This window comes from Plantibacter sp. LMC-P-059a, from assembly GCF_030209505.1.
GTDB lineage: Bacteria > Actinomycetota > Actinomycetes > Actinomycetales > Microbacteriaceae > Plantibacter.
Map to the genome: position 1 here is coordinate 165,019 of NZ_JARVRZ010000002.1, position 14,074 is coordinate 179,092.

At 68.1% G+C, this 14,074-nt stretch carries 9 protein-coding genes; 2 read left to right on the forward strand and 7 right to left on the reverse strand.

What is annotated here, in order from left to right; all coding sequences use genetic code 11:
- Window position 1 precedes the first annotated feature (1 nt).
- Window positions 2-1,012, reverse strand: coding sequence for a hypothetical protein (locus tag QRN27_RS04220; protein ID WP_285040842.1), 1,011 nt, complete (start codon window positions 1,010-1,012; stop codon window positions 2-4).
- A 261-nt stretch (window positions 1,013-1,273) separates the two neighbouring features.
- Here QRN27_RS04220 and QRN27_RS04225 point away from each other — a divergent pair, with 261 nt between their 5' ends.
- On the forward strand, window positions 1,274-2,275 hold the full coding sequence (locus QRN27_RS04225; RefSeq protein WP_285040843.1) for an amidase domain-containing protein: 1,002 nt from the start codon (window positions 1,274-1,276) through the stop codon (window positions 2,273-2,275).
- A 20-nt stretch (window positions 2,276-2,295) separates the two neighbouring features.
- On the opposite strand, the gene QRN27_RS04230 is transcribed toward QRN27_RS04225, so the two are convergent.
- From QRN27_RS04230 to QRN27_RS04255, 6 genes are all read right to left on the reverse strand, one after another.
- Window positions 2,296-3,066, reverse strand: a complete 771-nt coding sequence (locus tag QRN27_RS04230; protein ID WP_285040844.1) for a hypothetical protein — start codon at window positions 3,064-3,066, stop codon at window positions 2,296-2,298.
- A 113-nt stretch (window positions 3,067-3,179) separates the two neighbouring features.
- Window positions 3,180-7,061, reverse strand: a complete 3,882-nt coding sequence (locus tag QRN27_RS04235) for a DNA-directed RNA polymerase subunit beta' (protein WP_056008241.1) — start codon at window positions 7,059-7,061, stop codon at window positions 3,180-3,182.
- Window positions 7,062-7,106: 45 nt separating this feature from the next.
- The gene (gene rpoB, locus QRN27_RS04240) at window positions 7,107-10,598 is read right to left on the reverse strand and encodes a DNA-directed RNA polymerase subunit beta (RefSeq protein ID WP_056008244.1); all 3,492 of its coding nucleotides are present in this window, start codon (window positions 10,596-10,598) and stop codon (window positions 7,107-7,109) included.
- Between the two features lie 237 nt (window positions 10,599-10,835).
- Complete coding sequence (locus tag QRN27_RS04245) at window positions 10,836-11,705, reverse strand: 5-oxoprolinase subunit C family protein (RefSeq protein ID WP_350224085.1); 870 nt, start codon at window positions 11,703-11,705, stop codon at window positions 10,836-10,838.
- Window positions 11,702-12,382 (reverse strand): 5-oxoprolinase subunit B family protein, encoded by a 681-nt coding sequence (locus tag QRN27_RS04250; RefSeq protein WP_285040845.1) that lies wholly within the window; start codon window positions 12,380-12,382, stop codon window positions 11,702-11,704. The genes QRN27_RS04245 and QRN27_RS04250 overlap by 4 nt, the downstream gene beginning before the upstream one ends.
- A complete protein-coding gene (locus QRN27_RS04255; RefSeq protein ID WP_285040846.1) occupies window positions 12,376-13,164 on the reverse strand; it encodes a LamB/YcsF family protein in 789 nt (262 codons plus the stop codon). The genes QRN27_RS04250 and QRN27_RS04255 overlap by 7 nt, the downstream gene beginning before the upstream one ends.
- Window positions 13,165-13,219: 55 nt before the next feature.
- Between QRN27_RS04255 and QRN27_RS04260 the strand changes: the two genes are divergently transcribed.
- Complete coding sequence (locus QRN27_RS04260) at window positions 13,220-14,074, forward strand: spermidine synthase (RefSeq protein WP_285040847.1); 855 nt, start codon at window positions 13,220-13,222, stop codon at window positions 14,072-14,074.

A 14,074-nucleotide genomic window follows, 5' to 3' on the forward strand; every position in this document is an offset into this window, starting at 1 on the left:
CTCAGCGGGCGGTGGTCGGTCCGGCCTCGAGGACACGCTCGTACTCGGCGCGGGCCTCGAGGTTGGCCTCACGGACCTTGCGTCCGCGGGCGGCGATCCAGCCGCCGAACCAGACGGGGATCTCGCGGGCGACGACGAACGCGAGGACCGGTCCGAAGGTGAACGCGACGCCGGTCACTTCGGCGAGCACCTCATCGACACTCAGCGTCCACGCGCGCTCCTGGATGAGGAATCCGCCGACCCAAGCGAGGAAGACGACCAGTCCGATGATGAAGCCGCCGAGCACCCAGTGCACCCAGCCGGAACGGTTGACGATCGTGGCCGTGACCACCCAGGACAGGAAGAACCCGGCGGTCGCCAGCAGGAAGGGCCAGCTGGTGGAGATCGTGATGAGGTTCTGGACGAAGGTGCCGTCGCCCTCGAGGACGAGCTGGAGGCCCGCGACGGCGGCTGCGTACAGACCGGCGAAGATGATGGTGCCGAGCAGACCGATGAGGATGCCGAAGCCGCGGTTGCCGCGGACCTCCGGCTCCGACGGCGCCTGGACGTAGAGCGGGAAGGCCTGCTGCTGCTCCGTCTCCGTCGCGGCGGCGGTGTCGCTCGCGCCGGAGCGCGCGACCGGCTCGTAGGCCGCCGCCGGGTAGGGGTGCGCGCCGGTGTCGGCCTGCTGGGACGTCGCCGCAGTGGTCGACGTGGACGTGGTGTCGTCGTCGTCATCGACGTTCGAGTACGCGCGCTGCGGGGTGTGCGGGCGGTACGGGCGCGTCTCGCGGACACCGGCGTCGGCGTCACTGCGAGCTGCCGCGCGCCGGTCCTCGACGACCGGGTCGGCGCCGACGCCGTCCGCCGTCGTGATCGTGTCCTGCTGGACGGTGTCTTCGGAGAGGATGTCGCGCTCGACCACGGGGTCACCGCTCGCGGTGGTGGGACGGGCGGTACCAGACGCGGTCTGGGCAGCCGCCGGAGTGGTCGGGTCGGTCGACGATCCGGGCTCGGGGTTCTGGGTGCTCATCGCGTACTCCTTCGGCGGAAGCCTGTTCAGGAGCGCCCGCACGGCGCTCCGTCCGCCACGGTAGCAACACCGGGCCGGGATGCCCGGCAAGCTCGCCGAGCACGCGGCACTCCCATCGATCGCGATTCAGGTCTGATTCATATCCGAAGAAAACGGTCCCCTCAGCTCCGCGCGGTTGAGTGGGACTCACAACAGACACTTGTCGGATCAACGCCGATCCCGCGACGCCGCTCCCCACGGCGTATCCCCCGGAAAGGCACCATGCCAGAGCAGCTCCCCCACGCCCAGCGCGACGACGCCCGTGCCCACTCGCCGCACCGTCGCCTCTCGGCCCGATACCGCGGCCTGCCCCTCCGCGGACGCCGCGTCGTCGCCGGTGCTGCTGCCGGTGCCGCCCTGCTCCTCGCCACCGCGGTCATCGCGCCGCTCGCGGTGAACGGCGCCGGCTCGCCTCGCTCAGGCGCCGCCGCGCAACCGGACGGCGATCCGGCGCTGTCGGTCCCCGCGTCCACGGTGAACGCCACGGCGGTCACGGCGATCTCCGAGACGACCGGCCCCGTGGCGGGCGGCAGCACGGTGACCGTCAGCGGAACCGACGTGGACGGCGTCACGCGCGTCGTCTTCGGATCGCAGGACGCCGAGATCCTGTCGGCGACGAGCACCGAGGTGACGGTCGCTGTGCCGCCTGCTTCGGACTTCTCCCCCGCCGACGTCGGCATCGCCGTGTACGCGGACGACCTCCGGATCGACGGCGACACCCTGAGCTACCGCTACGACATCATGAGTCCCGTCGACACACAGATGGCCTACGTCTTCGCGCACTGGGACGACTACAACCTCGCCGAATACGGCTCGCTCCCCGACACCGACTGCGCGAACTTCGCCAGCCAGAGTCTCATCGAGCGCGGGTGGACGATGCACGAGGACTGGTGGGCCGAGGGGACGGGCGAGGACTTCGACTTCTCGAAGGCCTGGGTCAGTTCCACGTTCTTCATGAACTACCTGGAGGGGCGCCCGGACCTCGCCACCGCGCTCGACGACACCCAGCGTGACCAGGTCAAGGTCGGCGACATCGTGCAGTTCGACTGGGACAACAGTGGCGACCGGGACCACACGGGCATCGTGTCCCGCGTCGAGACCACGGACGCCGGAACCCAGGTGTACTACGCCGGGCACACCGACGACACCGACTACCGCACCGTCGACGAGGCCATCACCGTCCTGCACCCCGGCGCGGACGTGTACTACTGGAGCATCGCCTAGCCGGAAGCGGGACCCGGGTCTCAGGCGGGGAAGAGCGTGGAGACGATCGTCTGCGTCCAGCCGGTGATGGACGTGTTCGACCAGCGGGTCGCGATCCACGTCCCGTCGCGGAGGAAGTGGCGCTCCCCGTAGGTGCCGGCGTCCTCGGTCGTCTCGGTGAAGCACATCGTGCCACCGGTCTCCTCGGAGCAGGTGAAGCCGGCCTCGTTCATCCGCGCGATCGCAGCGGTCTGCGTGGCGTCGTCGACCACCAGCACGTTCGTCGTGATCCCGAGGTCCCCACCACCACTCGACTTGGCGAGGATGCAGTTGAGGCGGTCGGTGTTCGCCGAGATGACGGCCACGAGCGCGTTGTCGTTCGACCCGATGAACTCCGTCGCGAGATCCGGCTGTGCCCACGCCGGGTTGAGCTCGAGGATCCCGCCCTCGGTCACCGAGTCGATGTAGCCGGCGGGGAAGAGCTGCGTGCAGTCGGTAGGCCGCACGGGCGCGGCGGGCGTCACGGCGGCGTCCGTCGCGGTCGGCGCCGGAGTCGGGTCCGCAGTGGCCGTCACGGTCGGCGTGCCGGTGGCGTCCGCCGCGGGAGTACCGCCCTGACCGACGACGAGGAGTCCGATCACGACGACGAGCGCGATCACGAGCACCGCGGCCAGCACGCTCAGCCAGATGACGAGGGGGTTCCGCTTCCGCTTCGGCGCCGGTGCGCCGTACCGGACGTCCGGCTGCGCCGCTGCCGAGTCAGGTTCCAAGGGCTGGAACGAACCGGTGGGCTGCTCGGGCTGATCGCTCATCCCCTCAGCATGTCGGCCCCGGCCCGCCCGCACAACTCGGGTGTCCCCCACAAACGGCGGAAGGCCCGCCCTGCATGATGCAGGGCGGGCCTTCCGGTTGAGTCGTTCAACCCCTAGTTGTAGTTCCCCGGGGTGAAGTCGTCGGAGCTGAAGCTGTCGAAGTCGACGAAGCTCAGGTCGGACTCGTTGAACGCGCCGTCCTCACCGAAGATGCGGTTCGGGTAACGCTCCGCCTTCGCCTCTTCCGTGGCCTCGACCGTCACGTTGCGGTAGCGCGCCAGGCCGGTACCGGCCGGGATGAGCTTACCGATGATGACGTTCTCCTTGAGGCCGACCAGCGGGTCGCTCTTGCCTTCCATGGCGGCCTGCGTGAGGACACGCGTGGTCTCCTGGAAGGAAGCGGCCGACAGCCACGACTCGGTCGCGAGGGAGGCCTTGGTGATACCCATGACCTCCTGGCGAGCCGACGCGGTGCGACGACCCTCCGACACGGCCGAGCGGTTGAGCTCGGCGTAGCGCAGGCGGTCGACGAGCTCGCCGGGCAGCAGGTCGGTGTCGCCGTGGTCGACGACGGTCACCTTCCGCAGCATCTGGCGCACGATGACCTCGATGTGCTTGTCGTGGATCGGGACACCCTGCGAGCGGTACACGCCCTGGACGCCACCGACAAGGTGCTTCTGGACCTCGCGGACGCCCTGCACACGCAGGACCTCCTTGGGGTCGACCGCACCGACGTGGATCTTCTGACCGAGCTCGACGTGCTGTCCGTCCTCGACGAGGAGGACCGCACGCTTCAGCACCGGGTAGACGACCGGCTCGTCGCCGTTGTCGGGCGTCAGGATGACCTTGCGCGACTTGTCGTTCTCGTCGATCGTGATGCGACCGGCGGCCTCGGCGATCGGGGTAGCACCCTTGGGGGTACGCGCCTCGAACAGCTCCTGCACGCGGGGCAGACCCTGCGTGATGTCGTCTGCCGACGCGGAACCACCGGTGTGGAAGGTACGCATCGTCAGCTGGGTACCGGGCTCACCGATCGACTGGGCCGCGATGATGCCGACGGCCTCGCCGATGTCGACGAGCTTGCCCGTGGCGAGCGAGCGGCCGTAGCAGGCTGCACACACACCGACGGTCGACTCGCAGGTCAGGACCGAGCGCACCTTGATGTTCTCGACACCGGCCGACACGAGCTTGTCGATGAGCACGTCACCGACGTCCTCGCCAGCCTCGGCGACGACCTCACCCTTCGGGTTGACCGCAGCGGCGGCCAGCGAACGGGCGAACACGGAGTTCTCCACGTTCGGGTCGCGCACGAGCTCACCCGAGCTGTCGGCGTTCGCGATCGCGAGCTCGAGACCCTTGGTCGTGCCGCAGTCGTCTTCGCGGATGATGACATCCTGCGAGACGTCGACGAGACGACGCGTGAGGTATCCCGAGTCGGCGGTACGGAGCGCCGTGTCAGCCAGACCCTTACGAGCACCGTGGGTCGCGATGAAGTACTCCGCGACCGACAGGCCCTCACGGTAGGAGGAGATGATCGGGCGAGGGATGATCTCACCCTTCGGGTTGTTCACCAGGCCTCGCATACCCGCGATGTTGCGGATCTGCAGCCAGTTACCACGAGCACCCGACGACACCATGCGGTTGATGGTGTTGTCCGCCGGGAAGTTCGCGCGCATGGCCTCGGCGACCTTCTCGGTGGCCTCCGTCCAGATCTTGATGAGCTCCTGACGACGCTCGGCATCCGTGGTCAGACCCTTGTCGAACTGGCTCTGGACCTTGGCGGCCTGCTTCTCGTAGCCCTGGACGATCTCCCGCTTGTTCGGCGGGGTCAGGACGTCGCTGAGCGCAACGGTCACACCGGAACGCGTCGCCCAGTGGAAACCGGCGTCCTTGATGTTGTCGAGCGTGGCCGCGACGACCGTCTTCGGGTACCGCTCCGCGAGGTCGTTGACGATCGAGGACAGCTTGCCCTTGTCCGCCACGTCCTCGACGTAGGGGTAGTCCGCCGGCAGCGCCTCGTTGAAGAGTGCGCGACCGAGCGTGGTCTCGACGAGTGCGACGCCGGAACCCTCGTAGCCCTCGGGCCCCGTGCCCTCGGCGAACGTCACGTCGGTCAGACGGATGCGCACCTTGGCGTTGAGGTCGAGCGAGCCCTGGTCCTTCGCGAGGATCGCCTCGGCGACCGACGAGAAGGCACGACCCTCACCCTCGACACCCTCCTTGAGGGTGGTGAGGTGGTGGAGGCCGATGATCATGTCCTGCGTGGGCAGGGTGACCGGGCGGCCGTCGGACGGCTTCAGGATGTTGTTCGACGCGAGCATCAGGATGCGCGCCTCGGCCTGGGCCTCGACGGACAGCGGGAGGTGGACAGCCATCTGGTCGCCGTCGAAGTCCGCGTTGAACGCGGCGCACACGAGCGGGTGCAGCTGGATGGCCTTGCCCTCGACGAGCTGAGGCTCGAACGCCTGGATGCCGAGACGGTGCAGCGTTGGCGCACGGTTCAGCAGCACGGGGCGCTCGCGGATGATCTCCTCCAGCACGTCCCAGACCTCGGGACGGCTGCGCTCGACCATGCGCTTCGCTGCCTTGATGTTCTGAGCGTGGCTCAGGTCGATCAGACGCTTGATGACGAACGGCTTGAAGAGCTCCAGCGCCATCTGCTTGGGCAGACCACACTGGTGCAGCTTCAGCTGCGGGCCGACGATGATGACCGAACGGCCGGAGTAGTCGACGCGCTTTCCGAGGAGGTTCTGGCGGAAACGACCCTGCTTCCCCTTCAGCATGTCGCTGAGGGACTTCAGGGCGCGGTTGCCGGTACCGGTGACGGGGCGACCACGACGACCGTTGTCGAACAGGGCGTCGACGGCCTCCTGCAGCATCCGCTTCTCGTTGTTGACGATGATCTCGGGAGCCCCGAGGTCGAGCAGACGACGCAGACGGTTGTTGCGGTTGATCACACGACGGTAGAGGTCGTTGAGGTCGGAGGTCGCGAAGCGGCCACCGTCGAGCTGCACCATCGGACGGAGCTCCGGCGGGATCACGGGGACCACGTCGAGCACCATCGCGGCCGGCGAGTTGCCGGTGATGAGGAACGAGTTGACCACGCGCAGACGCTTGATGGCGCGGATCTTCTTCTGACCCTTGCCCTCCGCGATCTGGTGGTGGAGCAGCTCGGACTCGGCGGCGAGGTCGAAGGACAGCAGGCGCTTCTTGACCGCCTCGGCACCCATGTAGGCCTCGAAGTACAGGCCGAAGCGGTCCTGCAGCTCGTGGAACACGGAGTCCTCGGGCTTGAGGTCGCCGACCTTGAGGTTGCGGAAGTCCTCCCAGACGCGCTCGAGGTGAGCGATCTGCTCGTCGTAGGACTTGCGGGTCTGGCTCATCTCCTTCTCAGCGGCGTCCTTGGTGCGACGCTTCTGCTCGCTCTTGGCGCCTTCCTCCTCGAGGGCGACGAGGTCGTCCTCGAGCTTCTTCAGGCGGTCTGCGATGCGCGAGTCGCGCTGGTCGCCGAGCGTCTTGATCTCGAGGCGGAGCTCGTTCTCAAGGCCGGGCATGTCCTGGTGACGTGCGTCCTCGTCCACATCGATGACCATGTAGGCCGCGAAGTAGATGACCTTCTCGAGGTCCTTGGGCGCCATGTCCAGCAGGTAGCCGAGGCGCGAAGGGACACCCTTGAAGTACCAGATGTGCGTGACCGGGGCGGCGAGTTCGATGTGGCCCATGCGCTCACGGCGCACCGACGACTTCGTGACCTCGACACCGCAGCGCTCGCACACGATGCCCTTGAAGCGGACCCGCTTGTACTTGCCGCAGGCGCACTCCCAGTCGCGGGAAGGACCGAAGATCTGCTCACCGAACAGACCGTCCTTCTCGGGCTTGAGGGTGCGGTAGTTGATGGTCTCGGGCTTCTTGACCTCTCCGTGCGACCAGGCACGGATGTCGTCTGCGGTGGCCAGACCAATGCGAAGCTCGTCAAAAGTTGTGACGTCGAGCAATGTATCTCCTATGAAAGGTTTCGTCAGTCTCTACAGTGGTCAGGCTTAGATCTCGTCGATGGACGACGACTCGAACCTGGAGGAAATGTTGATCCCGAGCTCCTCGGCGGCGCGGAAGGCGTCGTCGTCGGTGTCGCGCAGGCTCACCGCGGTGCCGTCGGCCGAGAGGACCTCGACGTTCAAGCACAGCGACTGCATTTCCTTGATGAGCACCTTGAAGCTCTCGGGGATACCCGGCTCCTGGATGTTCTCGCCCTTGACGATGGCCTCGTACACCTTGACGCGGCCGAGGATGTCGTCGGACTTGATGGTCAGGAGCTCCTGGAGCGCGTACGCGGCTCCATAGGCCTCGAGGGCCCAGACCTCCATCTCACCGAAGCGCTGTCCACCGAACTGAGCCTTACCACCGAGCGGCTGCTGCGTGATCATCGAGTACGGACCCGTCGAACGCGCGTGGATCTTGTCGTCCACGAGGTGGTGCAGCTTGAGGATGTACATGTAGCCGACCGAGACCGGCGCCGGGAACGGCTCGCCGGAGCGGCCGTCGAACAGACGGGCCTTTCCGGAGGAACCGATCAGGCGGTCACCGTCGCGGGTGACATTGGTCGAGTCGAGCAGACCGGCGATCTCCTCCTCGGAAGCGCCGTCGAACACCGGGGTCGCGACCTTGGTGTTCGGCTCCGCCGAGTGGGCGGCCGCGGGCAGCTTCTTCGCCCAGGACGGCTTGCCCTCGACGTTCCAGCCCTGCTTCGCGATCCAACCCAGGTGGATCTCGAGGACCTGGCCGAAGTTCATTCGACCGGGGATGCCGAGCGGGTTGAGGATGACGTCGACCGGCGTGCCGTCCTCGAGGAACGGCATGTCCTCGACGGGCAGGATCTTCGCGATGACACCCTTGTTGCCGTGACGGCCGGCGAGCTTGTCGCCCTCGGTGATCTTGCGCTTCTGGGCGATGTAGACGACCACACGCTGGTTGACGCCCGAGCCGAGCTCGTCGTCGCCGTCCTGTGCGTCGAACACCTTGACCGCGATGATCGTTCCGGCTTCACCGTGGGGCACCTTCAGCGAGGTGTCGCGGACTTCGCGGCTCTTCTCGTTGAAGATGGCGCGGAGCAGGCGCTCCTCGGCGGAGAGCTCGGTCTCACCCTTCGGCGTGACCTTGCCGACGAGGATGTCGCCGGGGCGGACCTCGGCACCGATGCGGATGATGCCGCGCTCGTCGAGGTCCTTGAGCAGCTCCGGGCTGACGTTCGGGAGATCACGGGTGATCTCCTCCTTGCCCAGCTTGGTGTCGCGCGCGTCGACCTCGTACTCCTCGATGTGGATCGAGGAGAGGATGTCGTCCTTCACCAGGTTCTGGCTGAGGATGATCGCGTCCTCGAAGTTGTGACCCTCCCACGTCATGAAGGCGACGAGGAGGTTCTTGCCGAGCGCGAGCTCGCCGTTCTCCGTGGCGGGGCCGTCGGCGATGACCTCGCCGGCCTCGATGCGTGCACCCTCGGAGACGATGACGCGGTTGTTGTAGCTCGTGCCCTGGTTGGAGCGGTCGAACTTGCGCAGGTAGTAGGTCTGCGTGCCACCCTCGTCGAGCTGGATCGTGACGGACTCTGCCGACACCTCCTGCACGACGCCGGCCTTGTCGGCCGTGACGACGTCACCGGCGTCGATGGCCGCATAGCCCTCCATACCGGTACCGACGAGCGGCGAGTCCGACATGAGGAGCGGGACGGCCTGACGCTGCATGTTCGCACCCATGAGTGCGCGGTTCGCGTCGTCGTGCTCGAGGAACGGGATGAGCGACGTCGCGACCGACACCATCTGGCGCGGGGAGACGTCCATGTAGCCGATCTCCTCGGACGGGATGAGGTCGACCTCGCCGCCCTTCTTCCGGGCGAGGACGCGGTCCTCCTGGAAGTGGCCGTCGCTCTTCAGGGGAGCGTTGGCCTGCGCGACGATGAAGTTGTCCTCTTCCATCGCGGTCAGGTAGTCGATGTCCTCGGTGACCCGGCCGTCGACGACGCGACGGTACGGGGTCTCGATGAACCCGAACGAGTTGATCCGCGCGAACGATGCGAGCGAACCGATCAGGCCGATGTTCGGGCCTTCCGGGGTCTCGATCGGGCACATGCGGCCATAGTGCGACGGGTGGACGTCTCGCACCTCGACGCCTGCACGCTCACGCGACAGACCACCGGGGCCGAGCGCCGAGAGACGACGCTTGTGGGTCAGGCCCGCGAGCGGGTTGTTCTGGTCCATGAACTGCGACAGCTGCGAGGTTCCGAAGAACTCCTTGATCGCGGCGACGACGGGGCGCACGTTGATCAGGGTCTGCGGCGTGATCGCCTCGATGTCCTGCGTGGTCATGCGCTCGCGGACGACGCGCTCCATGCGGGACAGGCCGGTGCGGACCTGGTTCTGGATGAGCTCGCCGACGGCGCGGATGCGACGGTTGCCGAAGTTGTCGATGTCGTCCGTGTCGAGACGGAGGTCGACGGGCTTGCCGTTGCGGACACCCGGGAGGGTGGCCGTTCCGCGGTGGAGGGCGACGAGGTACTTGATCGTGGCGACGATGTCGTCGTTCGTCAGGACGGAGTCGCTGAGCGGCTTGTCGAGACCGAGCTTGTTGTTGATCTTGTACCGGCCGACCTTGGCGAGGTCGTAGCGCTTCGAGTTGAAGTAGAAGTTGTCGAGGAGCGCACGCGCGGCCTCGGCAGCGACCTGCTCGCCCGGACGGAGCTTGCGGTAGATGTCGCGGAGCGCGTCCTCCTTGGTGAGGATCGTGTCCTTCTCGAGGGTGAGCTCGATGGACTCGTAGCCCTTGAACTCCTCGAGGATCTCCTCGCTCGTCATGCCGAGTGCCTTGAGGAACACGGTGACGGACTGCTTGCGCTTGCGGTCGATGCGGACGCCGACCTGATCGCGCTTGTCGATCTCGAACTCGAGCCAGGCACCGCGGCTCGGGATGACGCGAGCGGAGAAGATGTCCTTGTCGGAGGTCTTCTCCTGAGCCGACTCGAAGTAGACGCCCGGGCTGCGGACGAGCTGCGAGACGACGACACGCTCGGTGCCGTTGATGATGAAGGTACCGCGCTCCGTCATGAGCGGGAAGTCGCCCATGAAGACCGTCTGCGTCTTGATCTCACCGGTGAGGTGGTTCATGAACTCGGCCTCGACGTAGAGCGGGGCCGCGTAGGTCTTGCCGCGTTCCTTGCACTCGTCGATGGAGTACTTCTCGGGCTCGAGGTACGGGTTGGCGAAAGAGAGCTGCATCGTCTCGCCGAGGTCCTCGATGGGAGAGATCTCCTCGAAGATCTCGTCGAGGCCGCTCTTCGTCGGCAGGTCCTGCCGGCCGGCCTGGGTGGCTTCAGCGACGCGTGCCTTCCACACGTCGTTGCCGACCAGCCAGTCGAAGCTTTCGGTCTGCAGAGCCAGGAGGTCTGGAACCGTCAGCGTGTCGGTGATCTTCGCGAACGAGAGGCGGGATGCTCCGCGGCCGTTCTTGGGTGAGTTGGTGGTTGCGTTGCGCGCAGCAGCCAAGGGGATAACCTCCGGAGGCCTGTTGGGGGCCGAGTTACTGGTCGTCAGTGGAGTTACTCACCAGAAAGAGAACATGTGGCGGGTTGAACCCGCACACCAGCCGACCGCAATATGAAGGCATAGAGATTCTGGGAGCGCAAAGAACAACTATATGCCGGAATCTGCGGCGTGTCTACTGTTTCCTTGACGAGTTTTCGACTTTCCGGTATAACCGCCGGGCGGACCCCGCTGTTCCCGTCAGGTGCGACTGAACCGCACCCGCTGGCCGGGCCGCAGCTGCGCCAGGAGGTCGCGGTCCGTCGGCCGCACGACCGCGATGACGGGGTATCCGCCGGTGACGGGGTGATCGGCGAGGAGGATGGTCGGCAGACCACTCGGCGGCACCTGCACGGCACCCGCGACCATGCCCTCGCTCGGCAGCTCGCGGCCCGGGTCCCTTCGTTGGAGCGGCGTCCCGTCGAGGCGCATCCCGATCCGGTCGGCGTCGGCCGTCACGGTCCAGGGTTGCTCGAGGAGTCGTAGACGGGAGTCGTCGTCGAACCAGTCCGCGCGTGGTCCCGGCGTGATGCGCACGAGCCGCTCCCCGGCGTCCGGCCGCGTCCAGGGGGCGATGTCGAGCACCGGGATGCGACGGCGCGGGGTCGGCAGGACGGCGAGGCGATCGCCGGTGGCCACTGGCTCGGGGCCGAGGCCCGCCAGGGTGTCGGTCGACCGCGAGCCGAGGAGCTGCGGGCCGTCGAAGCCGCCTCGGACGGCGAGGAGGGAGCGCAGGCCGTGCGTCGCGGCGCCGAGCTGGAGCCTGGAACCGGCCGGCACGAGGACGGCGCGATGCCCGTCGACCGGTCGACCGTCGACCGTGATCGGGCCCCAGGCGCCGGTCACCGCGACCCACAGGTCGACGTCCGGGACGGCGGCGAACGGACCCAGCACGATCTCCAGCCCCGCACGGCCCTCCGGGTTGCCGACGAGGCGGTTGGCGAGGCGCAGCGCTCCGCGATCGAGCGTGCCGGACGTGCCGACCCCGAGCGAGGCTGCACCAGGGCGCCCCAGATCCTGGACCGTGGCGGACGGCCCGGCGGCCTCCACGAGCAGGGTGCCGCCCATCATGCGGTGACCTGCACGAACCGCACCCGGTCCCCGGGGACGAGCAGCGCCGGTGGATCCGCCGTGGCGTCCCACAGCACGGAGTCGGTGCTCCCGATGATGCGCCATCCGCCCGGAGAGGCCCGCGGATAGACCCCGCTGAACCCCCCGGCCAGCGCCACGGCACCGGCGGGGACGACCGTGCGCGGCACGCTCAGTCGCGGGACCTCGAGCGTCCACGCCGCTCCGCCGACGAGGTAGGCGAAGCCGGGTGCGAACCCGCTGAACGCCACGGTCCAGACGCAACCGGTGTGCCTCGCGACGAGCCCATCGGCGTCCATCCCCAGAAGTGCCGCGGTCTCCTGGAGGTCGGTGCCGTCGTAGCGGACCGGGATGACCACCTCCGGCCGCTCCGAAGCCACGGCGGCGGATCCGATCGCGTCTCCCCCGTCCGGCCGCAGCACCCGTTCCGCCGTCGCGAGCAACCAGGCGCCGACCGCGGCGAGCGCCGGGCCTCGCGCGTCCGTCACCGCGAGCACGGTCCGGGCGGCGGGTACGAGGTCGACGAGACCGTGCGGACGAGACGCGGCGAGCGCCCGGTGGACGAGGAGGACGTCGTCGAGCGATCCGAGTTCGAGGAGGACCGCCTCCTCCCCCATCGCCCGGAGGACGGGACCGGCCGGAGTGTCCGCGTTCACCACGGTGCGACCAGCTCGACGCCGGCCGCCAGGAGGGCCGCCCTGACCGCCGTCGCCATCGACACTGCTCCCGGGGTGTCGCCGTGCATGCAAAGCGAGAGGGCTTCGAGATCCCGTTCGACGCCGTCGACGCTGGTGATCCGACGGTCCAGGACGAGGGCGACGGCGCGGCGGGCGGCCTCCGTCTCGTCGGTCAGCAGGGCCCCCGGCTGATCACGTGGGACGAGCGAGCCGTCCGAGCGGTAGCCGCGGTCGACGAAGGCCTCCGCGACGAACCGGAGCCCGGCGGCTCGGGCCTCTCCCTCGACGACGGAGCCGGGCATACCGAGGACAGGGAGCGACCGCCCGAGCTCTTCGGAGGCCGTGACCACCGCCCGCACGACCGCCACCGCCTGAACCCGATCGTGGGCGATGCGGTTGTAGAGGGCGCCGTGCGGTTTCACATACGCGAGCCGGGGTCCGTCGCCGTCGACCTCGCGGACCTCGTCGACCGCCCGGCCCAAGGCCCGGAGCTGCTCGAGGACCTCGGCCTCGAGCACCTCGGGCCGGACGTCCTGGTCGCGTCGGCCGAAGCCCGCCTCGTCCCGGTAGGAGGGATGGGCGCCGAGGGACACCCCGTGGGCCGTCGCGCGGCGGACGGCGTCGCGCATGGACCGGTCGTCACCGGCGTGGAAGCCGCAGGCGATGTTCGCGCTCGTGATCAGGGCGAACATCGCCTCGTCGTCGGCCGTCGCCACACCGCGCCAGACCTCGCCGAGGTCGCTGTTGAGGTCCACCTGGGCCACGGCCGCACCCTTCCCGCTCCGCCTCGTCCTGTTGCGGGAAGTCTAGGCTGGGGGCATGGACGAGGCACAGGTACGACTCGGCGTCAGCGGTTACCTGGCCAGGATCGAGGCCGACCGCTTCGTGCCCGGCACCTATCAGCTGGTGGTCGACGGCACCCCGCAGTCGCACGTCAACCTCGACCAGCCCGAGGAGCTCTTCTTCGAGTACATCCAGCGCATCGGTCACATCATCGACGAGATCGCCGACCCCGGTCAGCCGATCACGGCCGTCCACCTGGGTGCCGGCGCGCTCACCCTCCCCCGGTACGTGGAGGCGACGCGGCCGGGATCGCGCCAGCAGGTCGTCGAACTCGAACGGGAACTCATCGACCTCGTGCGCGAGCACCTGCCCTGGTCGAAGCGGGCGCAGATCCGGGTCCGCTACGGCGACGCACGAGAGATCGTGGCGAAGCTCCCCCCGGGCCTCCGCGGCACCGTCGACCTCGTGGTCGTGGACATCTTCAGCGGTGCGAACACGCCGGCGCACGTGACGAGCACGGAGTTCTACGCCTCGGCGGTCGAGCTGCTCTCGCCGACCGGCGTGATCGTCGTGAACGTCGCCGATGGCCGCGGCCTCGCATTCGCCCGCGGGCAGGCCGCCACCCTGTCGGCCTCGGTCGCGCACGTGGCCGCGCTGGCCGAGACGCAGATCCTCAAGGGACGGCGCTTCGGCAACGTCGTCCTCGTCGGCTCGAACACCGCCCTCCCACTCGACTTCCTTCCGCGACTCCTCGCCGCCGGGCCCCACCCGGCCAAGGCCGTCGCGGGCGCTGAGTTACGTGCCTTCGTCGCGGGTGCGCAAGTGGTGACGGACGAGACCGCCGTCCCCTCCCCGAACCCCGCCCAGGGCATCTTCCAGACGAAGGGCTGA

Excerpts from the sequence above, each read along its gene's own strand:
- QRN27_RS04220 (WP_285040842.1), bottom strand. The coding sequence starts at position 1,012 with ATGAGCACCCAGAACCCCGAGCCCGGATCGTCGACCGACCCGACCACT.
- QRN27_RS04225 (WP_285040843.1), top strand. The coding sequence starts at position 1,274 with ATGCCAGAGCAGCTCCCCCACGCCCAGCGCGACGACGCCCGTGCCCAC.
- QRN27_RS04230 (WP_285040844.1), bottom strand. The coding sequence starts at position 3,066 with ATGAGCGATCAGCCCGAGCAGCCCACCGGTTCGTTCCAGCCCTTGGAA.
- QRN27_RS04245 (WP_350224085.1), bottom strand. The coding sequence starts at position 11,705 with ATGATGGGCGGCACCCTGCTCGTGGAGGCCGCCGGGCCGTCCGCCACG.
- QRN27_RS04260 (WP_285040847.1), top strand. The coding sequence starts at position 13,220 with ATGGACGAGGCACAGGTACGACTCGGCGTCAGCGGTTACCTGGCCAGG.